Origin of the sequence: Mesorhizobium erdmanii USDA 3471, from assembly GCF_000472705.1 — a bacterium.
Classification (GTDB): domain Bacteria; phylum Pseudomonadota; class Alphaproteobacteria; order Rhizobiales; family Rhizobiaceae; genus Mesorhizobium; species Mesorhizobium erdmanii.
Genome location: NZ_KI421454.1, coordinates 293177 through 318215, shown reverse-complemented (window position 1 = coordinate 318215; position 25039 = coordinate 293177). Strand labels below are relative to the sequence as shown.

General features: G+C 57.2%; 17 protein-coding genes and 2 pseudogenes. 11 read left to right on the top strand and 8 right to left on the bottom strand.

Annotated elements, in window-relative coordinates; all coding sequences use genetic code 11:
* Nucleotides 1–115: 115 nt before the first annotated feature.
* The 5 genes from A3AU_RS0131910 (at nucleotide 116) to A3AU_RS0131890 (ending at nucleotide 6551) form a co-directional block, all read left to right on the top strand.
* Nucleotides 116–1198, top strand: coding sequence for an ABC transporter substrate-binding protein (locus tag A3AU_RS0131910; protein WP_027056472.1), 1083 nt, complete (start codon nucleotides 116–118; stop codon nucleotides 1196–1198).
* Nucleotides 1199–1332: 134 nt separating this feature from the next.
* Complete coding sequence (locus A3AU_RS01000000136605; protein ID WP_209444689.1) at nucleotides 1333–1821, top strand: GNAT family N-acetyltransferase; 489 nt, start codon at nucleotides 1333–1335, stop codon at nucleotides 1819–1821.
* 88 nt (nucleotides 1822–1909) lie between these two features.
* Nucleotides 1910–4156 carry a N,N-dimethylformamidase beta subunit family domain-containing protein gene (locus A3AU_RS01000000136600; RefSeq protein ID WP_051355524.1) on the top strand — a complete coding sequence of 749 codons (2247 nt, stop codon included), beginning with the start codon at nucleotides 1910–1912 and terminating at the stop codon, nucleotides 4154–4156.
* A gap of 144 nt (nucleotides 4157–4300) precedes the next feature.
* Nucleotides 4301–4765, top strand: coding sequence for an Lrp/AsnC family transcriptional regulator (locus tag A3AU_RS0131895; protein WP_027056471.1), 465 nt, complete (start codon nucleotides 4301–4303; stop codon nucleotides 4763–4765).
* A gap of 607 nt (nucleotides 4766–5372) precedes the next feature.
* Nucleotides 5373–6551, top strand: a complete 1179-nt coding sequence (locus A3AU_RS0131890; RefSeq protein WP_027056470.1) for a M24 family metallopeptidase — start codon at nucleotides 5373–5375, stop codon at nucleotides 6549–6551.
* Between the two features lie 156 nt (nucleotides 6552–6707).
* Here the strand turns inward: A3AU_RS0131890 and ehuA are convergent, their stop codons facing one another.
* From ehuA to A3AU_RS0131865, 5 genes are all read right to left on the bottom strand, one after another.
* On the bottom strand, nucleotides 6708–7484 hold the full coding sequence (gene ehuA / locus A3AU_RS0131885; protein ID WP_032918570.1) for an ectoine/hydroxyectoine ABC transporter ATP-binding protein EhuA: 777 nt from the start codon (nucleotides 7482–7484) through the stop codon (nucleotides 6708–6710).
* A 103-nt stretch (nucleotides 7485–7587) separates the two neighbouring features.
* Nucleotides 7588–8256, bottom strand: coding sequence for an ectoine/hydroxyectoine ABC transporter permease subunit EhuD (gene ehuD, locus A3AU_RS0131880; RefSeq protein WP_027056468.1), 669 nt, complete (start codon nucleotides 8254–8256; stop codon nucleotides 7588–7590).
* Complete coding sequence (gene ehuC, locus A3AU_RS0131875) at nucleotides 8253–8927, bottom strand: ectoine/hydroxyectoine ABC transporter permease subunit EhuC (RefSeq protein WP_245235622.1); 675 nt, start codon at nucleotides 8925–8927, stop codon at nucleotides 8253–8255. The genes ehuD and ehuC overlap by 4 nt, the downstream gene beginning before the upstream one ends.
* A gap of 78 nt (nucleotides 8928–9005) precedes the next feature.
* On the bottom strand, nucleotides 9006–9863 hold the full coding sequence (gene ehuB / locus A3AU_RS0131870; protein WP_027056466.1) for an ectoine/hydroxyectoine ABC transporter substrate-binding protein EhuB: 858 nt from the start codon (nucleotides 9861–9863) through the stop codon (nucleotides 9006–9008).
* Nucleotides 9864–10208: 345 nt separating this feature from the next.
* Complete coding sequence (locus tag A3AU_RS0131865; RefSeq protein ID WP_027056465.1) at nucleotides 10209–11381, bottom strand: M20 aminoacylase family protein; 1173 nt, start codon at nucleotides 11379–11381, stop codon at nucleotides 10209–10211.
* Nucleotides 11382–12509: 1128 nt separating this feature from the next.
* Here A3AU_RS0131865 and A3AU_RS0131860 point away from each other — a divergent pair.
* From A3AU_RS0131860 to A3AU_RS01000000136595, 4 genes are all read left to right on the top strand, one after another.
* The gene (locus A3AU_RS0131860; RefSeq protein ID WP_027056464.1) at nucleotides 12510–14183 is read left to right on the top strand and encodes a GMC family oxidoreductase; all 1674 of its coding nucleotides are present in this window, start codon (nucleotides 12510–12512) and stop codon (nucleotides 14181–14183) included.
* Nucleotides 14184–15179: 996 nt separating this feature from the next.
* Nucleotides 15180–16826 carry an MFS transporter gene (locus A3AU_RS0131855; protein ID WP_027056463.1) on the top strand — a complete coding sequence of 549 codons (1647 nt, stop codon included), beginning with the start codon at nucleotides 15180–15182 and terminating at the stop codon, nucleotides 16824–16826.
* A 1195-nt stretch (nucleotides 16827–18021) separates the two neighbouring features.
* Nucleotides 18022–19413: an aspartate aminotransferase family protein gene (locus A3AU_RS0131845; protein WP_418001089.1), complete on the top strand. Its 1392-nt coding sequence runs from the start codon at nucleotides 18022–18024 to the stop codon at nucleotides 19411–19413.
* 92 nt (nucleotides 19414–19505) lie between these two features.
* Nucleotides 19506–20711 carry an amidohydrolase gene (locus A3AU_RS01000000136595; RefSeq protein ID WP_051355523.1) on the top strand — a complete coding sequence of 402 codons (1206 nt, stop codon included), beginning with the start codon at nucleotides 19506–19508 and terminating at the stop codon, nucleotides 20709–20711.
* Between the two features lie 55 nt (nucleotides 20712–20766).
* On the opposite strand, the gene A3AU_RS1000000141060 is transcribed toward A3AU_RS01000000136595, so the two are convergent.
* Entirely contained in the window at nucleotides 20767–20913 is a 147-nt protein-coding gene (locus A3AU_RS1000000141060) for a hypothetical protein (RefSeq protein ID WP_154674710.1), read from the bottom strand.
* 141 nt (nucleotides 20914–21054) lie between these two features.
* Complete coding sequence (locus tag A3AU_RS01000000136590; RefSeq protein WP_032918509.1) at nucleotides 21055–21522, bottom strand: Lrp/AsnC family transcriptional regulator; 468 nt, start codon at nucleotides 21520–21522, stop codon at nucleotides 21055–21057.
* A 753-nt stretch (nucleotides 21523–22275) separates the two neighbouring features.
* On the opposite strand from A3AU_RS01000000136590, the pseudogene A3AU_RS1000000140650 reads away from it, so the two are divergent.
* Both A3AU_RS1000000140650 and A3AU_RS0131805 read left to right on the top strand, forming a co-directional pair.
* Nucleotides 22276–22771: pseudogene (locus tag A3AU_RS1000000140650) on the top strand (IS110 family transposase); the annotation flags it as partial.
* Nucleotides 22772–23437: 666 nt separating this feature from the next.
* Nucleotides 23438–24298, top strand: a complete 861-nt coding sequence (locus tag A3AU_RS0131805) for a GNAT family N-acetyltransferase (protein WP_161633559.1) — start codon at nucleotides 23438–23440, stop codon at nucleotides 24296–24298.
* Nucleotides 24299–24747: 449 nt separating this feature from the next.
* Here the strand turns inward: A3AU_RS0131805 and A3AU_RS01000000136585 are convergent.
* Nucleotides 24748–24972: pseudogene (locus A3AU_RS01000000136585) on the bottom strand (hypothetical protein); the annotation flags it as partial.
* Nucleotides 24973–25039: the final 67 nt, after the last annotated feature.

Here is a 25039-nt window from a genome sequence, read left to right as displayed (position 1 = left end):
TAGCGTAAACTTTGCTTCGTTGCAGAGGAGAGGCAGTAATACGCCTAAAGACATTGAGGCGACGAGCATATCGACGCTTACGAATATGTATCAACTATAAAAAAGGGAACCTGAAATGAATAGAATGACACGGCGTCAATTCACCAAACTGGCTTCATCGGCGGCTGTATTGTCTACAGCAGGACCGCTGTCTCTGGGCCGAGCCTTGGCTGCAGAAAAGATCACTGCTGTAGAGTGGGGGGGGGCCTATCTTGATGCCAGCCAAGCGATAGCAGCTAAGCAGACGCATGTGGACGTTAACTGGCAGCGTCACGCGGGCGGCGCCATGGTCATTATGTCAAAGATCAAATCCACATGGCCAAAGCCAGGAATCGATCTGCTTTCAGGATGGGACCCATCTTGGCAGATGGTCGCGAAAGAAGGATGGGCTGAACCAGTTACGCTGGAACAAGTTCCCAACCTCGCCGACATCCCGCCTAAGTTGCTCGTGAAGGATGGGGGTGGCAATATCGTCAACATCCCGCGAACCGTTGCGTCCACGTTCTGGATTTACCGCAAGGACACCATCCCTTTTGAGATTACGAAGGTCGAAGATCTTCTAGACCCGCGGCTGAAGGGCAAAATCTGCTGGAATGTGCCCTCGCTCGGCTCAAACCTTCAGATGGTCATGCTGGCCCTTCACAAAGGCGGCGACGAACGAAACTTGGAGCCCGCATGGGATTTCGTGAAAGAGCTCGCGCGCAGCGGTAATATCGGCCGCGTCGCCAATTCCGATCAGGACATGACAAGTTCGATAAGCACCGGCGAAACAAGTATGGCCTTCGCAGCCGCGTTTGTCATTAAGGATCTCGCCAGGAACTTCCAACTCCACTATTTGAACAAGATGGACACGGCGTCAGGTTTCCGAACGTTCATCTACCAGGAAGGATGGACGGTGCTTAAGGGTGGCAACACGAAGGCTGCTTTCGATTTCGCCAACTTTGCGATCAGTCCGGAGAATGACGCCACCTTCAACCAGATCTCAGGAGCTGGGTTGCCCGCCAACGTCAAATCGGTGGTCTCTGAAGAGTTAAAACCATTCTCGCTCAATAGCGAGGAAATGAATCTTCATGCTTACATCCCTGACTGGGCCTACCTGTCTGAACAGGAAGCCGTTTGGCAAAAGCGGTGGGAACAGGAAATCGCTCCATTGTTGTAACAGCTCAATAGGGGCGGGTTGCACCGGGCGCTAACTTGCGTCTGGTGCAGCCTGCGTACCCCGCAGATGCCTATTGGTGAGGAACTTTGGGTACTATGGCGGACAGGCGGCCGTGCGTTTTTCTCAGGCGGGCTTTGCCCACCGACATTTCGTTCATTATCCGAACAGAGCAGATCCCAGCGTATAGGGATTTTATCGACCAATGGAACGAGTCTCAGCATCTGACCGCCATCGCTGATCCGGACTATCGATATTTTCTGGCGGAATCTGACGGCATCCCTGTGGGCTTCGCGATCTCGAATGGTTGGCGAGCAGCGGAAACTTCGATTTTCGTTAAGCGGCTCGCCGTGACGAAACAAGGGGGGGGGTACGGTCGCGCCATGATGTCTGCGCTAATCGAAACTGTATTTGCCGAATCTTTGGTGGACCGCCTTCGGCTTGGTTGTTTTCCCGAAAATCTGAACGCGAGGAGAAGTTACGAGGCGATCGGTTTCAAGCTTGAAAGCGTGGCGCGCGGGTGCTCTATTTTTCGCGGAAAGCTTTGCGACGAGCTGATCATGGCCTTCGAGCGGTCCGATTGGAAAAGCGGGAGAGCCGACGAAGTTCTACCCATTTCTGGGTAATGTGACATCTGAAGAACGAAGAGACACCGTACTCAGAACGCTTGTCATGCACGTACGGTTGACACAGCAAGGCTCAGGTACCCATTCGATGAATGCGTCGATTTCACCTCGCGCGGGAGATATCCAAACCGCTTGTCTGATTGGATATACCAACCGCCTCTCGGTCCGTGCGGGTGAAAGCATCGAGGTCAAAGTTTCCAGCAGCTTTACGCAGGACTACGCTGCAGACCTAGTGAGGATTTTCTCAGCAGACCCTAACCCAAAGGGACCCGGTTTGGACCTAAGGCCGGTTGCCTCGCCTTTTGAGGGGGCATATCCTTCGGTCTCCAAGCAAATACAGCTGGGTTCTTATGGAGTCATCCCTCTGCAAGGCGCAGATCTGAGGGAAAATACGTTCTCCATCCGGTTTCAGCCTCGGCTGCTACGTTCGTCTCCGCAGACCTTGTTCTCCTTCGCCGACTTGGAGGGCATATCTGTTTCCATCGCCATCACAGATACCCAGCTCGTCTGTCGCACGCCAGCCCAAGTGAGTTTCAAGGAACTCAGCTTAAGAATTGGCCAGTGGTACGAACTGCGCATTGCAGTGCATGGCCATGCGTTGGATGTCGTCGGGTACAATGTAGCTGACGGATTACAAATCGTCGGACACCAAGTCTTCGGATACAATCAGAAAAGCGCAAATGAAAAGGTGGTACTGGCTGCGACGCCGCGCGATGCTGACTGCTCGATGCTCGAATTTTTTTTCAACGGTCGGCTTGAAGCACCTACTCTCCTTCGTGGGACTCAATTGCCGCAAAGACTCGACGGCACACAGCCAATGCCTGACACGATGCTCGCGTGTTGGAATTTTGGTCTGGAAATGTCGACGTCGACAATCCGTGACACTGGCCCGTTGAGGCTTGATGGACAACTTTTCAACTTGCCCACTAGAGCCGTACGCGGCTCGCACTGGTCGGGCACGGAGATGTGCTGGCGCCACGCGCCCGACGAGTATGCGGCGGTCCATTTCCATGAAACCGATCTCTATGATGCGAAGTGGGACACAGATTTCACCTTTGATACAGCGCCAGACCTGCCCAGTGGTGTTTACGGCATCCGACTGAGATGCGGCGGTGCCGAGGATATCATTCCATTCTTTGTGCGGCCGTCCAAACAGTCTTGCAGGGCAAGGATTGCCATACTTTTTTCGACTTTCACCTATGTTGCCTATGCAAATCACCCCCGTTCGAATTTCGGCGCCGAATATGTCAAACGCCGAGACGAATGGAAATCATACCCCTACCATCCAGCGGAATATCCTCAATACGGTCGGTCCCTTTATGATCTGCATGCCGATGGCACTGGTATTATGTTCAGTTCTATACTTCGACCGCAACTCAACATGCGTCCCGGATATTTCGCCTATGTAGACCATTATGGCTCTGGGCTTCGGCATTTCCCGGCTGATATGCACCTAGTTTCTTGGTGCCGCGCCAAGGGCATTTCTGTTGATATTGTCACGGACCATGATTTGCAGGATGAAGGGACGGCCGCGTTAGCGGGCTACTCGCTGGTACTCACGGTTACGCATCCGGAATACCACACGAAGAGGACTCTCGACGCTATCGAAAGTTATATCTCCAGCGGTGGAGGCTTCGGATATTTGGGAGGTAATGGCTTTTACTGGCGCATCGCAACCAACGAGCTGTTTCCTGGTGCCATTGAAATCCGACGGGCAGAGGCTGGAGCAAGGGGCTGGGAGTGTGAGCCGGGGGAGTATTTCCACGCATTTGACGGCCAGAATGGTGGGCTGTGGTTGAAGAACGACAGACCTCCGCAAAGGATATTCGGAATAGGAATGTCGGCGCATGGCGACTTCCTTGGTACGCACTTCGTCCGGACCCCGGCGTCGTACGATGAGCGGTTCGCAAGGTTTTTTGAAGGCATCCAAAGCAAAGAATTCGGCGGCTTCGGGTACTCGGGAGGTGGCGCTGCAGGTTTTGAGGTAGATGTCGTCGACGCAAGCCTCGGCACGCCCCCCGAGACGGTAGTGCTTGCTACCACTGAAGGTATTCCGGGGGAATATTTCTGCGCACCGGAGAAGGCGTTCTGGCCGGAAATCCATACGGCGGAGTGGCAGTCGGCCCAGGTACGAGCAGATCTGTGCATCGTTCCCAAGCCGCTGGGGAATTTTGTCTTTTCGACGGGCTCGATCCTGTTCTGCGGAAGTCTCCCATTCAATGAGTACGATAACGACATCTCAAGGCTTTTGGAGAATGTGGTTGGCGAGTCTTTAGCTCGATACGATGAGTTGGAGCGCCGGCTAATAGAATTAAAGCCATGCCTTTCCGGTTGACGGTGACTAAAATGCCACCTTTGATATTTTCAGAAGAAATCCGCGGCGCATCCCAGATTCGGCTTTCGCCAATAGACAGCTAGCGGTAAGAATTCCCCTCATGCAGTAAACCTGCGTGTCAGTCGTGATAAGTGAGGTTTCGGGGTGGAACTGGACCGGATTGATCGTAAACTCCTCGTCGCTGTTCAGCAAAATAATCGGCTCACGACAGAAGAGTTAGGCAGTCTCGCAGGGGTGTCGGCAACCGCCTGCCAAAGGCGGTTGAAGCGCCTTCGTGACGAAGGAGTGATCCAGGCGGACGTCTCAGTGATATCTCCAGATGCTGTAGGCCGGCCACTAATGTTGCTGGTGTCGATCGACCTCGAGCGCGACCGCTACGATATTATCGACCGGTTCAAGCAGGCGATACGAAGGACACCTGAGATTGTCAGTGCCTATTTCGTCACTGGAAACGCGGACTTTGTGTTGCTCGTTTCCGTCCGCGACTTAGCAGAGTACGAGTCCTTCTCGCGTCGGTTTTTCTACGAGAACAGCGATGTGAAAGGTTTCAGCACGATGGTGGTCATGGACCGAACTAAGACCTCTCTGGCCATTCCGATAGATGGCTAGAGTTACCGTAGCAGCTATCAAGCGGGGCCTTTTCTCGAGAATAGGTCACCTTACCTAACGCCTTGCGGCGAAGCGAGGTGACGCCGGTGCTTCCTCGCGACCGCGGGCGAGCGCGGGCCTCTTTGGAATATGCCTTGATTCGATGTGCGGTTGTTCGTTAGGTCATAGTCGATATGCGCCGTGGAGGTCGCGCGTCTTTAGTGATGTCTTGCTATCAAGGAGAGCAGGGGCTGCAGCCTGAAAAGCGCGGGGCCGCGCCCATTTCGCACCTCAGCAGCTCTGCCCCTCCCTGAAGCATTGGCCGCGACCGACCACTCTACAGAACTTAGCCCGTTGGCCAACGCGGGCCAGTCAGCCGGATTAATCCAGCGGAATACAAGATTGATCATCGTCTTTCTCAGCGGATCGCACGCCTGGGAAGTAATGGAGAGAGCTGCCGGCCACCATGCGTTCCCGGTATATCGCGGCAAGAGTTAAGCATTGATGCGTAAAAATAGCCTGAAACGCAGCTTTTCTGCGAGAATATGGCGATCTTACTGAAGACGGCGTCGGCGCCGATGGTACTGTTCTGACTACAAATTCAACAATTGATCCCACAAAGGCATCCATGAAAGTCTCCGGCATTGACAGCGTTAGGGTCGAGAAGGACCTCGCGTTCGCGGTAACTGAGTACCAAACTCGCCTGAAGGCAGTTCGTGAAGGTATTTTGAGCCGAAACCTTGACCTGCTCGTGGTGACGGTCCCCGAAAATATGCTGTACTTGAGCGGATACACCACGCTGGGTTACGCTTCGGCGCAATACCTGCTCATCCCGATTGACGATGAGCCGCTTCACCTGACCCGAGGCATCGAAGAGGTTAACGTCCGTGCCTTTTCCTGGATCGACAGAAGCGCGAGCTACATGGACCACGAAGTCCCGCTCGAACTACTTGCACAGACGCTCCGTGACCTGGGTTATGCGAAATCACGGATCGGGTTCGAAAAAAAGTCGTGGTTCTTCACCATCGCGGATTATGAAAATCTCAAGTCGCTACTTCCAGACGCCCAGTTCGAAGACGGATCAATGATCGTCGAAGCGATCCGTGTAGTCAAATCAGACGCCGAGCTGCAGTACATCCGCCAAGCAGCGAGGATCGCGGAGGCTGGCATGAAAGCTGGCATCGGTCAGATCCGTGCAGGAGCCAATGAAAATGATATCGCCGCTGAGATCCAGCGAGAAGTCACGCTGAAAGGTAGTGAATACCCCGGCTATCCGCCGTTCGTGACTTCGGGTGTTCGAACAAGCTATGCGCACGGCACCTGGTCGGGGCGCGTTCTCCGAGAAGGCGACCCGGTGTTCCTCGAGCTGTCCGGAACCGTGAGGCGCTACAGCGCGGCGCTCATGCGCGCCTCGGTAGTCAGTCCGTCAAACCGTGAACTGGAAAAAATGGAAGATGTTTCCCGCCGCGCGCTGGAAAACATGATCGATGGCATCCGACCGGATCGTCCGCTCGGCGAGGTCTGGAGCATTTGGTCTGACACGGTCAACGCGGGGGGGTACGAAGGTCGCTTCAAGCGTACCGGATATTCGATAGGTATCAACTATCCACCGGATTGGGGCGAAGGACACATTCTGTCCTTCAAGCGCGGAGAGACCCGGCTGTTGCAAGCCAATATGACCTTCCACATTCCGTCGATGGTCAAGGCGTTCGGCTTCGCCGATGTCGGCACCAGCGAAACGGTGCGCGTTACCGAGACAGGCTGCGAGATGATCACCAACTACGAACGGAAGCTCTACGTTCGATAGCATCACGACGACCGCCGCACCTGGCGGAGGCAATCTCTGCCAGTATGCGCCGAGGATCCGGCGATATCCTTTTGGTAGGTGGCTCTTGCAGCGAGCCAATTGAGAACATGCGCAAGTCCTGCCAGATCGCGGCTACCTTCAACCACGCATCCTTTCCTACCTGGCCTCAAGCACAGCGCTGAGAAATTGTCGGGTCCGCTCGTGCTGCGGATCGCCGAAGAGCTGGTCGGGCGGGCCTTGTTCGGCAATCTTGCCGCCGTAAAAGAAGCAGACGCGGTCGGAGAACTCCTTGGCAAAGGCCATCTGGTGCGTGACCATCAGCATTGTGAGGTCATGCTCTGTGCCGAGCTTACGGATGACGTTGAGCACCTCTCCGACGAGCTCTGGATCAAGCGCCGATGTAACCTCGTCGAACAGCATCACCTTGGGTCGCATTGCCAGCGCCCGAGCGATCGCCACGCGCTGCTTTTGGCCGCCGGAGAGCTGGATCGGGAAATGGTTCTTCTTGTCGCTGAGCCCGACCATATCGAGCAGCTCCGCCGCTCGGGTCTCAGCCTCCTGTCTGGACAGCCCGAGCACCGAGATCGGCGCCTCCACGCAGTTCTGCAGGGCGGTCATGTGCGGGAACAGGTTGAAGTGCTGGAACACCATGCCAATTTTGCCGCGCACACGCCGCAAATGACGCTCATTCGCCGGCACCATCTGGCCGTTCTTCCGCATGTGCGTGAGCGGCTCCCCGTCTACCCAAATCACCCCCTCATTAATGCGCTCCAGCGTCATCAGCATCCGCAGCACGGTGGTTTTGCCCGAACCGGAGGGACCGATGATGCACACCTTCTCGTTGCGGGCAATGTCGAGATTGAGTTCATCCAGCACGCTAAGCGTGCCGTAGCGCTTTGCGACGTTCTCAAAACGGACCATAGGTTCGCTCATGACTTTCTCGGTGCGCGCGATGCCTAATTTGAGTTCCTCCAGCACGCTACAGCGCTTAGTGAGGTTCTCCAAGCCGACTATGGTTTCGCTCATGGCGGACCTCCTACTGGAGATGGTAGCGACGGTTGAGCCAGAAGCTCACCGACTGGATGATTGCGGAAGCGGCCAAACTGAACACGAGGTAGAACAAGCCGGCCATGGTGATCGCCTCGACGTAGCGATAATTGTCACTTCCGAAATTCTTCGCCTGTTGCAGCATCTCGAGGATTGCGATGGCGGCCAGGATCGGTGTGTCCTTGAACATGCCGATGAAGTAGTTGCCGAGGCCCGGCACGATGGGCGGGATCGCCTGCGGAAGGATGATGGCGCGCCAGCTCCGCGCCGGCGACAGGTTGAGCGCTGTGCAGGCCTCCCATTGGCCCCCTTCCACATTCTCTATCCCGCCGCGGTAGCACTCCGAGCAATAGGCGGCATAATGTATACCGAGCACGCCGATGCCAACTGTCCAGGCAGGGATGACGATGCCGAACTGAGGTCCAACGAAATAAACGAAGAACACCTGCAACAGCAGCGGCGTGGAGCGGATGAACTCCACGATCTCCGCCATCGCTGTGGAGATGTAGCGGTTCGGCGACTGGCGGATCAGCGCGAAGACCAAGCCCAGCACCAGCGCGATCGCGAAGCCGAGCAGCGTGGCCTCAACTGTGACAATCGCGCCCCGATAGAGATATGGGAACGCCTGCCAGACATAGGACCAGTCCCAAAGGCTCACGCCTGTGCCTCCCGCACAAAGCCCCGCGAGAAGCGGCGTTCCAGCCAACGCACCAAGGGCGTGATGAGCGCGCGCGCGATGACGTAATAGCCGAACAGGGCCACCGCGAAGAACAGCAGGTAGTTACCGGTGGCGTCGGCAGCAAGCTTGGAGGCGGTGGTGAGCTCTGTAATGGTGATGAAGAAGATAAGCGAGGTACTCTTGAGCAGATCGATGAGCAGGTTGCCCCAGGCAGGCAGCATGGCGCGGATCGCCTGGGGCAAGAAGATACGCCGCATCGCGGTGAGCCGCGGCAAGTTGAGCGCGATGCTGGCTTCATACTGGCCGCGGTCGACACCCTGGATGGCAGCGCGGACCAGCTCGGCACCGTAACCGGACACGTTCATGCCGATACCGAAGATCGCGACGGTCCAGGGTGATAACGCGACCCCGAAGATAGGCAACACAAAGAACCACCAGTAGACCTGCACCAGCATCGATGTCCCACGGAAGAATTCGATATAGGCGACGCCAAACCAGCGCAGCGGCCAAAGGAGCGAGATCCGGATCAGGCCAACGATCAGCCCAAGGACGATCGCCACCAGCGATGACGCGAGGGTCACTACGAGGGTGATTATGACGCCCTTGGCGAGCGCTGCAACGCTGAAGCCGAGCGCTAACTCGTTCATCATGTCCTTCCCCTCGCTGAGCGCCCCCGGCCAGGCCCGGGAAGGCGGTGTGGCGTATGGATGGCAATTCCTGGCCTGGCATCAATGCTCGCAGAGCTCGGCAGTCGTCTTGCCATCCGGCAGGTTGGCTTTAGTATAGCCGTATTTGCCGACTGACACCATCATCTCGTCCGAACCGATATAGTCTTTCAGTACGGCGTTGAAGGCATCTACCTCCGCCTGCTGGTTCGGCAGGAACGCGAGGCCCGAATAATAGTTGTTACCAACCGGGACCAGCGCGACACTATCGTCTTTGTCAGTGAACTCCTTCATGGTGAAGTAGGCGCCCGAACCGGCGGCGGCACGGCCGGACTTCACCGCTTGGAGGATTTCCGCCGGGCCGGCGACCTGCATGATCTTGTCGTCGGGGACGCCGAGCTTGCGCATGAGCGCGATTTCGCTGTAGCCCGCGCCGGTGGCGAAGGTGAGGCTCTTGTCGTGTACATCCTGATAGGAGTGAAGGTTTTCCGGATTGCCAGCCGGAACAATAAGCGCGTCAGTGGCCTTGACGATCGGGTCCGTGAACAGCACGTTGCGGCAGCGCTCCGGCAGGATGTACATGCCGCCCGTGATGATGTCGAAGCGACCCGCCTGCAGGCCCGGAATGAGCGAGCCCCATTCGGTCACCACCGGCTCGACCTTGGTCGTGCCCAGCTTCTTCAGCATGTCGGTCGTCATCGCATTGACGAAGCCGAGCGGCTGGTTGTTCTCGCCGGGATAGGCCCAGGGAACCTCGTTGGAGAAGCCGACTCGGATCGTCTCTCCGTTCTTGATCTTCTCCAGCAGCGACTGCGCCGAAGCCGAACCGGCTAATGAGGCGAGCACCATCACTGCGACTACGAGCGCGGCAATTCCACTCTGGATTGCGCGTCTCTGCGGCCCATGTTTCCACTTATCCATCTAAAGTTCCTCCCGGCTCACTTTTGTTTCACACTAGTCCCACCAAAAATCTGCGAGGCTGCGTTCAGGTTATCTACGCGTTCACATGAATCACGATGCAGCAGTCCCAGCGGGGTTCAAAGGCACCTCTATCCTTGGGCCTGCCAGCTCATTTTTGATGCCGACCTTTCAGGTGGCCGCTTTATAAAGGTAGCAGCCCAAATCGGCCGCTTTGCGCGAACCAATACCTCTGAACGCAGGAAATCGGCGTATTCTGGCTGCATTCGAATCAAACCGACGATTAACGGGCGAGGGGTTGCATTCTGCGCTGATCAACGCAAATTGTGAACTACCTGCCTGGCACACCTAAGCCACGAGAGTGTTCTCTACGAGCTTGATCCAGAATGATGACCCGTACAGAATCGCTTGGTCATTAAAATCATAGGCGGCGTGATGCAAGCCTGCGCTGTCGCCGTTTCCGCACCAGACGAAGGCACCGGGTCGCGCCTCCGCCATGTAAGAGAAGTCTTCCCCACCCAAAATGGGCGGGGTCTCAAGCACGCTGTCTTCACCGGCCACGTCCTTCGCCGCTCTGATCGCAAGTGCGGTCTGCATAGCATGATTGAACACGACGGCATCGCTGGTCTGGATAGTAAGGTCGATCTTGGCGCCGGTTACCTGGGCGATGCCGGCGACTACCTCGCGCATCCGCTTTTTAACAAGCTGACGCACCTCCGGACTCAGCGTGCGAATGCTGCCTCGCAGTTCTGCTGTCTGCGCAATTACTCTCTGCGTGGTGCCGGAATGGAATTCGTGGAACGAAATCCCCGCCGATTCCAAGGGATCGACGTTCTGAGCCAAAATTTGTTGCAGAGCCATGATAAGTTGCGAGGCAACTAAGATCGAGTCCACGCATTTATGAGGCGTCCCGGGATGGCCGCCCCGGCCTTCGATTCTAATCTCGATGCCATCCGTTGCAGCCATCACGGGCCCTTGTCGTATACCAAATGTACCAACTGGCAAGCCGGGAAGAGTGTGCATGCCATAGACCTGTTCGATTCCGAAGCGCTCCATCAGGCCGTCCTCGATCATCGCAACCGCGCCCGTACCGACCTCTTCCGCAGGTTGGAAGATCAGGACTGCCGCGCCGGCGATATTCCGGGTTTCGGCAAGGTAGCGCGCAGCGCCCAACAGCATCGCGGTGTGGCCGTCATGACCGCAGGCATGCATGATGCCCTTATTCTTGGAGGCATAGGGCAGATCGGTTGATTCCTCGATCGGCAGCGCATCCATGTCAGCGCGCAAACCGATGACCTTGAGGTTGCCGTTGCTCAGGGACCCCTTGCCCCTGATCACGCCGACGACGCCGGTCTTGCCAACTCGGGTCACGATCTCATCGCAGCCAAATTCGCGCAGGCGCTCGGCTACGAAGGCCGAAGTGCGGTACACGTCAAAGCCCATTTCGGGATGTGCGTGGATGTCGCGACGCCAGGCCACGATCTCCGGGAGAAGGTCGGCGATGCGACTGACGATGGGCATGGAGTTTCCCTTTCTTGCGGTTGGTATAGCTTTGGTGCTGTCTCGCCATTTCCGATGAGCCCGTGGCACTAAACGTGACCCTGAGCATTGCGTCATCCCTCAGTCGTGGATCGTGACAGGGTTGACGCTGTCGGTGAGCCAAATCGCAACGCTCTGACCACAGGCTAGGCTGGCATGTATTCGACCCGGTCATAAAGCAGCTGCGGAAAGTCGAGCCCAAGAAATGGCAGGACGCGTTCCGGCCTCCGAGACCGGGATCGGCAACAGGACGGCTTCTAACTTCAAGTGTTCGTAACTGTGGACCAGTGAATTGCATTTTGTAGGTCGGACCAGGTGGTTTCGAAAATGCCCTCGATGCTGCCTTCTTGGCCCACTAAGTGAGACACGGCATGGTAGCAGCTTAAATGGACTGGTCTGCGCGAATTATTCCGTCTGAACGCAGGAAACAGGCGTTGTATCGCTCTTTCGCATATAGGCCGACGTTTTACGGGTGGGTAGCAGATTCCTCGCTCCACAATAGTCATTTTGAACGCATCACCCACACAGCAAGGAATCCTTGGTCGGAATGGGGCAGCTCGACTACGTCAGTATTGCTGTTTCGGTTGCTTTGGGTCATGGCGATCGATGACGGACGGCAAGGATGACGGCGCCAAATCCTCCGCCACAATCGCACGCTTGGGCGTTTCATTCGACGCATGAGCTGGAGTTGCGTTATTCACGCGCCGAGGTCACGATAGCCGTGGTCTTAGAGCGCGTCCGTTTTTTCTTGTTAACCGCGTCGGTCGACGACCTGCGTAGACTTTAAGAAGACGCTGATTTCCTGCGTCCAGTCCGAATAATTCGCGCAAAGCGCCCCAGTCATGTTTGCTACATTCACGAAATGGGGTCTCACCGTCCGACCCCCAGAAATCGAAGCCGACATGACGCGGCTAGTCCGGTTGAAGAATAATGATCACTGAATACCGCATATCGGTTAATGGTGTCGCGACAGCTTGTCGGGAGGACTGAGCCGCTAAGCAATGCTGCTTCCCTGCTTCTCCAAGCGTGCTCTGCGCACCGAACTTCCCATCTAGATAGCCCTTCTACTTCTCCCGATCTAGGGTTCAAATGAGATCCGCAGAGCGAATTTTGCACTACGACTACATCATTGTTGGCGGGGGTTCGTCCGGCTGTGTCCTCGCGAATCGCCTTTCTGCCGGTGACGCGCGGGTATTGGTCATCGAAGCCGGACCAGACACGCCCCCAGGCGCAATTCCAGACGATATTCTTGATGGTAATCCGACCAGAGCCTACTTCAATCCCAGATATCAATGGGCAGGCCTGAACGCCGTGCCTGTGGCGGGAGCCGCACCGGCTCACTATGAGCAGGCGCGGGTAATAGGCGGCGGGTCGAGCATCAATGCCCAGGTCGCCAACCGAGGCGCTCCAGCAGACTACGATGAATGGGACGCGGCCGGAGCGGCCGGCTGGTCATGGCAGGATGTGCTGCCCTACTTCCGCAAGCTCGAGAGCGATGGCGACTTTGGCGGGAAGCTCCATGGGAACGAAGGACCGTTGCCAATCAACCGCGTAAAGCGAGCCGAGTGGTCCGGTTTCATTCGTTCCCTATGCCGATCGTACGAGAATGCGGGGCTTGAGTTTAGGCCGGATTTCAACGGAGCATACGGCGACGGCTTTTCTACTGTCCCCTTGACCAACAGGAGCGGCCAGCGTGTCTCGGCTGCCATGGCCTATCTGACTGCTCAAGTGCGTACACGACCAAATCTGACGGTTTTGCCGGATACCAGCGTTCTGAGCATTGTATTCGATGGGCGGAAGGCCACCGGAGTCCGCACCCGCAATGCCGGCGGCCAATCGCATTTTATCGGAAGGGAGATCATCCTCTGTGCTGGAGCCATTCACTCCCCCTCGATCCTGATGCGCTCGGGGGTCGGTCCAGCGCAGCGTCTGCGCGACCTCGGCATCGCCGTCGTGGCGGACGTGAAGGGGATCGGCAGCGGCTTGCAGGAGCATCCCGCCGTTGCAGTTTCGGCCTATCTTAGGCCGGAAAACCGAATGTCACCTAAGGTTTCTGGTCACATCCAGGTTCATGCGCGTTATTCTTCGGGTCATCCTGGTTGCCCCTCGACTGACATGGCTATTTCGGCAGTGGCGAAGTCCGCTTGGCATCCTTTAGGCAAGCGCCTGGGTTCTCTTTGGCTTTGGGTCAATCGGAGCTACTCTTCGGGCTCGGTCAGGCTAAAGGATCACCGACCTGAGATCGAGCCGGAAGTGTCTTTCAACTGGTTCAGCGATGAGCGGGATATGGCGCGGCTGAAGAGTGGCATGCATTTTCTGGTGCGCATCCTTGCTTCAGAACCGCTGCGTGATGTTGCTATCGACCCTTTCCCTTCAGGCTGGAATGCACGCACCAAGCAAATCAGCAAGATTTCGCGCCTGAACTATTGTATCACCGCCGCAGCTGCAGCCTTGATTGACGGCCCCGCCTTTCTGCGCCGCGGCCTGATTGACAGTTTCATCACGCAGGGACAGCGGCTTGTCGACTTGGTCGCGGACGATCGTGCGCTGGAGAACTACATCCTAAGTAACGTAACCGGCAACTGGCACCCAACATCCACCTGCCGCATGGGCGCCAGCGATGATCCGAGCAGCGTCACGAGCCCCGATGGCCGTGTCCACTCCATTGATTCCCTCCGCGTCGCCGACGCTTCCGTCATGCCCTTCTGTCCGCGAGCGAACACGAACATTCCCACAATCATGGTCGCGGAAAAGATGGCGGATGCGATCTTGCGCCAGACATGACAAACACCATGCGGCTCCAATGGCTCTCTGCAGAAACCGAACCGGCGCTGGGTGGAGTTCGTGTCGGAAGTGCTGGCCGCCGGTTCCGTTTTTTAGCAGCAGCAGATTGACTTCACTTGCGAGCGCCTGGTGCTGGGACACATCGCGATCAGCATGCGGGTAGCGCGGGAGCCCGATGCCTCGCCGACCGGAAGACCAGGCTGCTGATGGCGGACACAGAGCTACAGTCCTAAGCTATCGTGCAATCGCGGCGAAAACCGGGAGTACATCGTGCGAGGCAATTCGCCCAGAACGCCTCGTGGAGACCTGACGGCCGCTTCGTGAGGGGATGCCTCGATATCTGTTCCGCGGCCACCGCAGGCCGTATCGTCGAAGAATGGAGGATCGAGTACGACCCGCACCGCCTTATACGAGCTTGCGTGGCCTCACCCTAAAGGAGCAACATTGGTTAGGTTCGCGCAGTAGAGGGCTGAACCACGTGTTCGGTTGCTCTAATTTAAGCTTGGCGAAGAAGATGCCGATTTTCTGCGTAGACAGCTGGCGAACGCCGAATATCCGCGCCTATCCCGAAAGATTCGCGCGAACTGCTCGTTCGACGCTGCTATCTTCGCCAAGCGGGCGCCCGCACACCCAGGTGGACTGATAGTCATGCGCGGCTACGCGCGCTGGAACCCACCGTGTTGAGCATTGCAAGCGGATTTGAGGCGTCGCAGATGTCGGCAAGTTGCGATCCAAGGTCTGATTATGGAACCGTCACGACCGTACGCCCGAAATTCGGTTGGGGCGAAAATGATGTTTCGCACGAGTAGTTGCGGGGGACAAGGATCAAGAAGCAACCGGGACTTTATGTGCAAAAGGACGCGACTTACGCCACCTCCCAAGGCGTGCCAGCCCGGCAGCGAGCTTGGTCTCCTGTCGGGCTGGTTTGATGCAGTGGCGGCAACTCCTCGCTGTAGAGCGATGTGACAAATGTGACATGAGCAAAGGGCAGATTGAATGAGCAGTTTCGCGGGCCGAGACGCGGATCCAACGACCCTTGCGCCGCTCAAAAATCGAACCTTTCGTTCTATCTGGCTCGCCACCCAGGTTTCTAGTCTCGGCTGGTTGATGCAGATTCTTGCCATCAGCTGGCTGATGGCAACGGTCTCGACTTCCGATTTGATGGTAGCGCTGGTTACGGCGTCATCGACGTTGCCAGCCTTCGTTCTGTCCGTATTCGCCGGGGCCATCGCCGACAATTTCAGCCGTCGCCGGGTGATGTTCGCTGGCCGCTGCCTGATGGTAATAGCCTCTGCGATGCTGACCGCTGCTGTGGCGCTGGGCTTTGTCAGTCCGTGGATGATCCTCGGCTTGACCTTCTTGATCGCGTGCGGCGGTGCTCTCAATGATCCCGCCTGGCTAGCCTCGGTTGGCGATATTGTGAGCCGACGCGAGGTTCCCGCTGCCGTTACCCTCCTCTCCGTAGGTTTTAACGCTGTCCGGACCGTTGGCCCGGCACTCGGCGGCGTCGTGGTTGCCTCTTTTGGCCTCCTGACAGCTTTCGCCGTAACCACACTTAGCTACCTGGTACCTCTAGGCACGGTATGGCACTGCAAGTGGAAGGTTAGCTCTTCGCCTCTACCGCGTGAGTCGATGAGGACGGCGATCTATGACGGGCTCCGCTTCACGGCCATGTCGTCGGAGATCAAGGCGGCGATCGCCCGCGGAACCCTCTTTGGCCTGGCGAGCGTCGCCATACTCGCACTGCTGCCCCTGGTTGTCCGCGATCAGCTTGGAGGCGGACCGCTCGCCTATGGCACTCTAATGGCCGGCTTCGGGACGGGCGCCGTCATAGCGGGCATCTCAAATAGCCTGTTGAGACGGAACTTGTCACATGAACGCCTGATGGGAATGTCGTGCGTCGCCTGCGCGGCGTGCTCCCTTTCCCTTGCGTTGACCTCTTCGAGTGCAGCGGCCGGAATTGCGCTCGCCTTGGGCGGCGCGGGTTGGGTCACTGCTTGGTCCGGGCTTGACGTGAGTGTGCAACTGGCGAGCCCGCGCTGGGTCGTGGGGCGCACCATCTCGATCTACTATGCCTTGGCAGATGGTGGCATGGCCGCCGGCAGCTGGGTGTGGGGTATGGTGGCGCAGAACCATTCCCTCACCTTGGGGCTGGAGGGTTCCGCAGGTGCTCTGTTGCTCGTCGCTGCATCGGGCGTCCTGTTTCCTTTACGCGAACGCGGCGGGCCCGAGCCCGATCCACTGAATGAATTCGACGCACCGGCAATCTCGCATCATCTTAAGCCGAGAAGCGGTCCCATCGTCGTCAAGGTAGAATACTTGATCCCTGAAGAGAACGTCGGGGCCTTCCTGGAGCTCATGCGCGAGCGTCGGCACGTGCAGACCCGCGTCGGCGCAAGGCATTGGACTCTGCAACGCAACCTCCAGAGACCCGTGCAATGGACAGAAACATTTAGCACGCCGACCTGGACAGACTACCTTCGTCTGAACCATCGCCTCACGACAGCGGATCAGGAATTGGACAAGCGTTTTCTGGACTTGCACATTGGCGAATTTCCACCTCAGAAGACGCTTTTGATCGAGCGTTCCACAGGCCATACTCGCAAGCCCGAGCAATCGACGCCTTATTTTCCACGCCACTGATCATGCACAGCTTGTGTTCGGCGTCTAGGAATCTGACACAAACGCACCGGCGGCTGCAGCGTAAAGTGCTCGTGGTAAAGGAAACCGCGACGGCGCGCCTACCGGAGAGTTCCCTCTCCACCGGCAGGATGCTCCTCGCGAGGTCCAAGCCTAGTGGGCTACCTCGAGATGCAATACCTCCGCATAGGCGGGATCTGATAGCTTGGAAGCAGTGCTCAGCCGACAGACGCGGTAATCTGCTTCAACCTCGCGGCAGCAAATTGCAACTGCTCGATGAAGAGAAAAACTCCCATATGCGTTACGCCCACGCCCCCAGAAACACAATGCAGTAGGAAGGCGGCCACACTATCGCCGTACCAAAGGATTGCAATTCCGGCCGGGAGGCCGGCGCATCAGCCGGGTAAAATCGGCGCGCGCAAAGTTGTTGTCGGCTTGACAGCGGGCTTACCTTGAACTCGCGAAGGACTGCTAATTATGGCCAAACCTTCTGCAAAGCAATACATCAGCGGACTAACCGCGATGGGAGTCATCGTTTTAGCCTACGTTCTGATAGGTATCACCGTCCGACTGAACTCACCGGATCATCAGCTGCCAGTCCGCGAAGAAACGGGTTCAGCGAACTCAACAACATCGCGGTCGATACCAGGCACTGCTCCCCTAGGCGAGCACGTTGGAGTGGACTGGCCCCTCGGTTCCGGCCATTGAGAAGCTAGGGAGCGCCATCGGAGGGGCCTTAGCCCGAGCAGCTTTCGGGCTCGACAACATGTGGTGGCGAAGCCCACGCTCGCTCCCAGAAACGCTTCTATGGTGTGAGCGGCGACCGTGCCGGACCGCATGCGGCCTGGTCAGCGCCTCCCATGCTGCGATGCGAACGGTGCCGCGGCAACCACAAGCTCTTGAAGGCACAAGAGGTCAGGGATCAGGGAGAGCCCAGGAAGTCGCGCGCTGCCTCGGCCCTACGGAAACCAAATTCCGCACTGATCTAGCACCTGCGCCCCACGCCGCGCATGAGACTAAATTCGGACATTCGGACCTTTGGTATGCGTAAACACGCCGAAACTTGCAGGAATTATGCTTGAGCCCGACAGAATACCTCTACCGCCCTTCGCCGCTGCAGTTTAGCCTCTAAGAACTTGATAGCTACCGAGAAATTGATCCGGGGAGTCTATCGTCGGTAGCATTTAAAGGAATTGAGATGGATATCCTCGAAATTGGTCGCAAGGACAGAAACGCCGTTCTGCATCCTTTTACACAGCTCAAGGATTTCGCGAGCGGCAAGCTGGGCGAGCCCACAATCGTGGAGACCGGCAAGGGGATCAGGATCCAAGACGCCCACGGAAACGAGCTCATCGACGGGTTTGCCGGCCTCTATTGCGTCAATGTCGGCTATGGCCGAACGGAAGTGGCGGATGCAATTTCACGCCAGGCTCACCGTCTCGCGTACTATCATTCCTACGCCGCCCATACCACTGACGAGCTTGCGATCCTGTCCGACAGGCTCGTTAAAATGGCGCCCGGCAAAATGAGCAAGGTCTTCTATGGCATGTCGGGTTCGGACGCGAACGAAACTCAGGCAAAGCTTGTCTGGTACTACAACAATCTTCGAGGCAAGCCGACCAAAAAGAAGATCATATCGCGTGAGCGCGGATACCATGGCTGCAGCGTGGTTTCCGGCTCGATGACTGGCATGAGCTTCTACCACGACCACATGGACCTTCCGTTGCCTCAAATCGTCCATACGGGTGTACCGCATCACTATTGGGGCGGCCAGCCTGGCGAAACCGAACTTGAATTCTCTGCGCGGCGTGCAGAGGAACTTGACCAGCTGATCGAACGGCTCGGACCCGACAACGTCGGCGGTTTTATTGCTGAGCCAGTGCTTGGGACCGGCGGCATTACGCCGCCGCCAGAAGGTTACTGGCAGGCGATTCAGCCGGTACTCAGCAAGCATGATGTGTTGCTGATCGCCGATGAGGTTATTACCGGGTTCGGCCGTACCGGCTCGATGTTCGGGTGCCTCCATTACGGGATCAAGCCGGACCTCATCACGGTAGCGAAGGGCTTAACCTCAGCTTACTTCCCGCTCTCCGCGGCGATCATCAGCGAAAAGGTCTATAAGGTGCTCGAAGAGGGCGCCGACCGCGTCGGAGCATTCTCCCATGGTTATACCTACTCTGGACATCCGATCGGCGCGGCCGCGGCCAATGCAGTCCTCGACATCGTCGAGCAGGAAGACTTGCCCGGCAACGCCCGCGATGTCGGCGCTTTCTTCCAGGCTCAGTTGCAGGAAAGGTTCGCGCAGCTTCCGATTGTGGGAGAAGTTAGGGGCGTCGGGCTTATGGGCGCAGTCGAGTTCGTTGCTGACCGTGACAACCGCAAGCGGTTTGACCCATCACTGAAAATTGGCGCGCGGATCTCGAAAGCCGCCCGGGAGATGGGATTGATTGCGCGTGCCATGCCTCACGGTGACATTCTGGGCTTCGCACCACCGTTGGTCGCGACGAAGGCCGAAGTGGAAGAGATTGTCGCGATCGCAGAAATGGCTGCCCGCTCTGTCATGGACGAGCTTGCGCGCGAAAAGGTATGAAGCTTTGTAAGGTCCCGCCATCTCCCTTGGTCGGCACGCTCCAGGCCGGTCGAGGGAACATGAGCTGATCGCTATTAGAAGGTTAGACCAATATGCCAGTTCTCGACCGAGTTGCCGCCATACAAAAAGACATCGTGGAGTGGCGCCGAGACCTCCATGCCCATCCGGAACTCGGCTTTGAGGAGAACCGCACCGCGACTTTCGTGGCAGAGCAGCTACGCGCGTTCGGTTGCGACGAAGTGACAACCGGAGTTGGCAAGACCGGCGTTGTGGCTGTTATCAGAGGCAACCACGCGGTACCCGACGGTAGGACCAAGGTCATAGGTCTGCGTGCGGATATGGATGCATTACCTATCCACGAAACGACCAACCTGCCCTACGCGTCGAAGCATGAAGGCGTAATGCACGCCTGTGGTCATGACGGGCATACTGCTATGTTGCTTGGCGCCGCAAAGTGCCTCTCGCAGGACAGAGATTTCGCGGGCACTGTTGTGTTGATCTTCCAACCGGCTGAGGAGATTGGGGCAGGGGCTATCGCGATGCTCGAGGATCGCCTGATGGATCGGTTTGAGATCGAGCAGATTTACGGCATGCATACATTGCCCGGACTGCCGATTGGCACGATCGGCATTAGGGCCGGTGCTGTAATGGCCGCAACGGACAGCATCGAAATACGGATTGAAGGCCGCAGCGGTCATCCGGGCAGGGCGCATCTGGCTATTGATGCCATTATGGTGACGGCTCAGCTTCTCAATTCGCTACAGCAGATCACCTCACAGAATGTAAATGCTCTCGAAGCCGCCAATATGACGTTTCAGGAAATACACGGCGGCGGTACCCACAGGGTCATTGCTGAAAAAGTGGAGCTGCGTGGTAGCTTGCGCACCTTATCCCCGGATGTACATCAACTGATCAAGAATCGGGTGCGGGAAGTGGCATCCGGCGTCGCCCTGGCTAGCGGAGCAAGGATTGACGTGAAATTCGAGCCAGACCACGGATGTGTCTACAATAGCCCGGCTCAGACGGCAGTTGCACTCACAGCTGCCCAGGAAATCGTCGGCAACAATATCGAGGAGACCCCTCCGACCCTCCTGGGTGAGGACTTTGCGACAATGTCACAGGTACGGCCCGGCACTTTCGTGTTCTGTGGTAACGGAGACAGCGCTGCACTTCATCATCCGTCGTTTGACTTCAATGACGAGTCGGCTGCTTACGGGACGTCCTACTGGTTAAGCCTTGTCGAAAAAATACTGGGCGAAGATACTTTCAGGGTGGCTCAACCATCACGTATCGTATAAAACATTAGGGCCGGCAGCGGCGATTTTTTCTGATCAGCGTTATCGGTTGAGGACTTCAAACGAGCTTGGTTTGGCGCTCATACTTCGCGCGTGCCTTCTCGGCTTTTGTAAGCTGCAGCACGGCGTGCGCCTCGCGCACATGGCGGCTGATCTCGTGGAGGTGAAGCTGCATGGCCGCGGTGTCGGCAAACGGCAGCGCCATGGCTACTTCCTTGACGAGCACCGCCAATGCTGCCTGATTCGGGTCTTCCACTACTGGACCAATATGCAAACCGGATTTGATGCCGCCTAATGGGAAGACAATCTCCTGGCATCCGAGACAACTGCGTGATTGGCATGACTCCTATTCGCCAATTGGCACAGCAAAGGATACCTTGGTGCGTTCCATAACGACCATCGTGCTAAATTTCTTTATATCGGCATTCTCGAAAAAAAAGCGGCGGGTCAACGCCTCGTACTCCACCATACCGCTTACGGAGATTACAAGAACGAAATCGGTTTCACCCGTCACGTTATATGCGCACGTAATCTCGGGTGTTCGTCGAACGGCTTGCTTGAAACGATCAAGGATATCTGTGCGATCGCGTTCGAGATTGATATATACCAGCATGAGCATTGGCCGGCCGACGGCTTCGGGCGAAACTATAGCTACGTCAGCTTCGATGATTCCGACATCACGAAGTCGTTGTAAGCGCCGCTGACAAGCGGTGCCTGATAGGCCAGCAAGTTTGCCCAATTCTTTTGTGGTAAGGCGGTTGTTGCGCTGAACGGCATTGAGTATCTTCCGGTCAATTCGATCGACATTTCCCATTCCAGAAATCTCTCTCCTGTTTCGGCACCGCACCGTCGTACCTGGCGCCATTCGACAGGTGCGGGGCGCGATCTGTAAGTCGACCAATCAATCAAGTTGGCGGAAGACGATTAATGGTCAGGCCTCGCCAGTGAAAAGACCAGATTTGACATGTGAGCGTTTTCGTAAAGTGCGGATTCAAGTGCAAGCCGTATGTGCAAGCCGTATGCCAATTTGAAAGCGCTTTTATTTCAATGTATTGGCTGTTCCCCTCCCATCCTGTCCGTTTGTAATGGCACAATTTGTTTGTGTCTTCCGACAATCGACAAGGTGGTGGTCGAGTAGCTCAGCCATTCGCTTTCGCCTCTTAGACGGGCGGGTCGCCTCGCCTTGTCGACCAGGCAGCCCATAGCGGAGGCCCGGCGTGGTAGCAGCTGGCAGGACGCGCGCCCATCGCGGAACTTGCTCCCATCAAAGCCCTTATCGCTGGTCTGGGACGCATACAGCCGGCATGGCGGGGCCTGCGGCTTGATCTCGGGGGGCGATCAATTAGTTTCGGGCGGCTGTTCAGCGCAGGCCTCAATTACAAGACCTTTTAGGTCCTTTTGGATCGGATTCGTTGAGCTCAAACTGCTCCGGTTCTTTTCCGGATCGTATCTTCCGCGCGTCACACGCTTCTCCTCGTGGTCGGAGCTTGGGCGATCGCCGCTCGCGGATCCGCATCTGTCGTGTTGCCCGCAGGCTCCCTGTTGGTGACCAACGATGCAGGGAACCGTGCGTATTATCGGCATGGACATACACCGCGTAGCCGCCGAGGTTGTGGCGTTGCTTAATGGCGAAATCGTTAAGCTCGCCCGCGTTCAAATGCTGCGCGACAAGCTTGAAGAGTTCGCCAGGAAGGAATTCACCCACGATGATCATGTGGTGATCGAGGCGACCGGCAATGCCGCGACGGTCGCTGAAGTGCTGTCACCCTACGTGGATCGGATCGTGATCGCCAATCCCAAGCAGAGGTGCATATGATCGCGCAAGCGAACGTGAAGACTGACACGATCGACGCCACTGTCCTTGCGAAGCTCTACGCCTCGGGCTTTCTACCGGAGGTCTGGGTTCCGGATCCAGCGACCCTTGGGCTCGAAGACAGATCACCAGGCGCACACAGCGCATCGTCCAACATCTGGCGCGAAGGCGAAGACGCCGCGGCGGGCGAGCGGCGACAGGCCCCCTTAACCGACGAGCGATCATGCCGCCACACGCTCCAGTTGGCCCCGTGCTTCCCGGTACCGGCTACGCAATAGACTCTGGCGCCCCGTTCTCCGCGGTCATGCCGCAACCGGCGACATCCGCTCCGATCCGGAACACGACGGGGGTGAACTCCCGTCTCGACGACGCGGACGTCGCCGCCGTTGCAAAGGCGATCGTCGCCATCGGCTCGTACTTAATGCCCAAGCGAGTCAAAGCGGCCGGCATCTGACGCCTGTCTCTGTCAAGCAAAAACAGTCGTGCGGTGCTCGTGACGCTTACTTCATAAAGCACGCTTGAGGCCAGTCGTTCACAGGCCCGCCACGGCGCCATAGGCTGACCTACAACCTCGCTCGGCAGCAAAACATTTACAAAATCTTTGCAACCGCAAGTCGTCGACAAAGGTATGTTCACCGCAAGCCTGAGGTCAAGGCATCCCTGGAGGTGATGCAGATTTACGCTCGGCCCCGGTACAGCGGCCAGCCTCGAGTCAACAGAAGGCAAGTAACGCTTATCATCGCCAAAGCCGCATGCCCGAAGATCAAAGGCTTTGTTACCACCAACGGGCTGAGTTTGTGGGTGCAAAGGCTAGCAACAACGATCGTTTTGAGCAAAGCCGATGCGATCGGGGCCGCACCAACTGACTAGCCGATCCCGTGGGCCGCCGAGCATGCGAAGGAAGACTCGTTACATCATGCCAACGAACGGATTGATTATGCCGAAAGCCGAAGTCCAGTTTGCCGAATTTGGAACCGAGTATCTCGACGACGCCCTGAGGCTAACGATTCAGGCCGGATGGACTCATTCCAGAGACGAGTGGGCAATGCTTCTGGGCTTAGGGTTTGGCTTTGTTGCCATTAAAGAGGGTCACGCTATCGGAGCGGTGTGCATGAAACTCTTCGATGGAGTCGCGACTATCGCACTCCTGATCGTCGATGAAAAGATGCGTGGTCGGGGGCTCGGGGCTCAGCTCATGGAACTCGCACTTGAAAAGGTGGGGCAACGCGAATGCCGCCTGATCGCCTCGCCGCTTGGCCAGCCGCTCTACCGCAAGCTTGGATTTCAGGAGATCGAGACGATATATTCCCATCGGGGGGTAGTAGCGACCGTGCAGGCGCCGCACGACGTCGAATGGGCGACTGATGACGATTTGCATCAGATCTCCGAAATTGACCGCAGCGCGACGGGGATTGATCGCCGTGCACTCATCTCCGCACTTTGGAGCAAGGCGCGATTCGCCATAGTGCGCAGTTCCGGAAGAGTCATGGGCTATGCGGCACTGTTACCGTACGGGCGCCAACAAGTTGCAGGACCGGTCGTCGCTCGCAGCACCGTTGAAGCGAGGTCCCTGTTGTCCTTTCTCTTTTCGCATCACGCCGGCGCATTTCTCTGCGTCGACCTCCGTCCGCACACCGGGCTCGCAGACTGGCTAAACTCGATAGGGATCGCAGAGACGTTCGGTAGCACCGCGATGCGCCGTGGTGAACCCCGAGTGGATGCTGAATCGTCTCCCCACACCTATGCGCTGGCGACCCTCTTGTTTGGCTTTCCGTGATTGAACTCAACCGACCGCAGGTCATCCCGTTGGCGGCCTGCCACAAACGTGTAGCGGTCTTGCCGCGCGGCGATCAGGATGAATCGTCACAGCAAGATCGCTTGAAAGAATGTTTCGACAAATCCAGACCGAACTGACTAGGGACGAGTTCAGGTTAACGACGGCGTGTAATTTGTGGTCTGTCGCTAGTTAGCGTGGTTCAAAGAGGCTTCCGCAGATTCGGAGGAAGCCAAGCGAAGTTGGTACGCCGCGCCGCAAGAGCCTCTTGGAGCGTTTTTCGTCTATCAAGGACACCCGCTATGCCCGGAAAACAATCCGTCAAGGGACGCGAAACTCGCAACCTGGGATACCGACGATGGCAGCTCTCCAACCACGTTAACCTGGACTCATTGCCCTGCCGACCTGACGATCTCGGTTCGCCTCCCGGATCCGCCGAGGCTCATCGGACCTCAAGGGATGAGTGTGTCGGTGTGGTCTCGCCAGACAGCCTTCATGACGGCACCTTCGATGAGGACACCCGCGGTCATGTATTTCCACAGCGCCACGAGCAGCTTCCTTGCAAGGGCGACGATGGTTGTCTTTTTGAGGCGCCGCCCCTGATTGCGCATTACGCGTTCGTGGAACCAGCGGGTATGCGACGAACCCGGTTGATTGCGCAGCCACAGCCAGGCCAATGCCGCAGGCTTTCGGGTACGGTCCTCGTTTGTTTCCACAATCACCCGCGATTCGGGCCCGCGGCCG

Coding starts and splice junctions, on each gene's coding strand:
- ehuC (WP_245235622.1), bottom strand. CDS start 8,927: ATGATGAACGAGTTAGCGCTCGGCTTCAGCGTTGCAGCGCTCGCCAAG.
- ehuB (WP_027056466.1), bottom strand. CDS start 9,863: ATGGATAAGTGGAAACATGGGCCGCAGAGACGCGCAATCCAGAGTGGA.
- A3AU_RS01000000136600 (WP_051355524.1), top strand. CDS start 1,910: ATGAATGCGTCGATTTCACCTCGCGCGGGAGATATCCAAACCGCTTGT.
- A3AU_RS0131855 (WP_027056463.1), top strand. CDS start 15,180: ATGAGCAGTTTCGCGGGCCGAGACGCGGATCCAACGACCCTTGCGCCG.
- A3AU_RS0131890 (WP_027056470.1), top strand. CDS start 5,373: ATGAAAGTCTCCGGCATTGACAGCGTTAGGGTCGAGAAGGACCTCGCG.
- A3AU_RS0131865 (WP_027056465.1), bottom strand. CDS start 11,381: ATGCCCATCGTCAGTCGCATCGCCGACCTTCTCCCGGAGATCGTGGCC.
- A3AU_RS0131805 (WP_161633559.1), top strand. CDS start 23,438: ATGCCAACGAACGGATTGATTATGCCGAAAGCCGAAGTCCAGTTTGCC.
- A3AU_RS01000000136595 (WP_051355523.1), top strand. CDS start 19,506: ATGCCAGTTCTCGACCGAGTTGCCGCCATACAAAAAGACATCGTGGAG.
- ehuA (WP_032918570.1), bottom strand. CDS start 7,484: ATGAGCGAACCTATGGTCCGTTTTGAGAACGTCGCAAAGCGCTACGGC.
- A3AU_RS0131910 (WP_027056472.1), top strand. CDS start 116: ATGAATAGAATGACACGGCGTCAATTCACCAAACTGGCTTCATCGGCG.
- A3AU_RS1000000141060 (WP_154674710.1), bottom strand. CDS start 20,913: ATGGCGCTGCCGTTTGCCGACACCGCGGCCATGCAGCTTCACCTCCAC.
- A3AU_RS0131845 (WP_418001089.1), top strand. CDS start 18,022: ATGGATATCCTCGAAATTGGTCGCAAGGACAGAAACGCCGTTCTGCAT.
- A3AU_RS01000000136590 (WP_032918509.1), bottom strand. CDS start 21,522: ATGGGAAATGTCGATCGAATTGACCGGAAGATACTCAATGCCGTTCAG.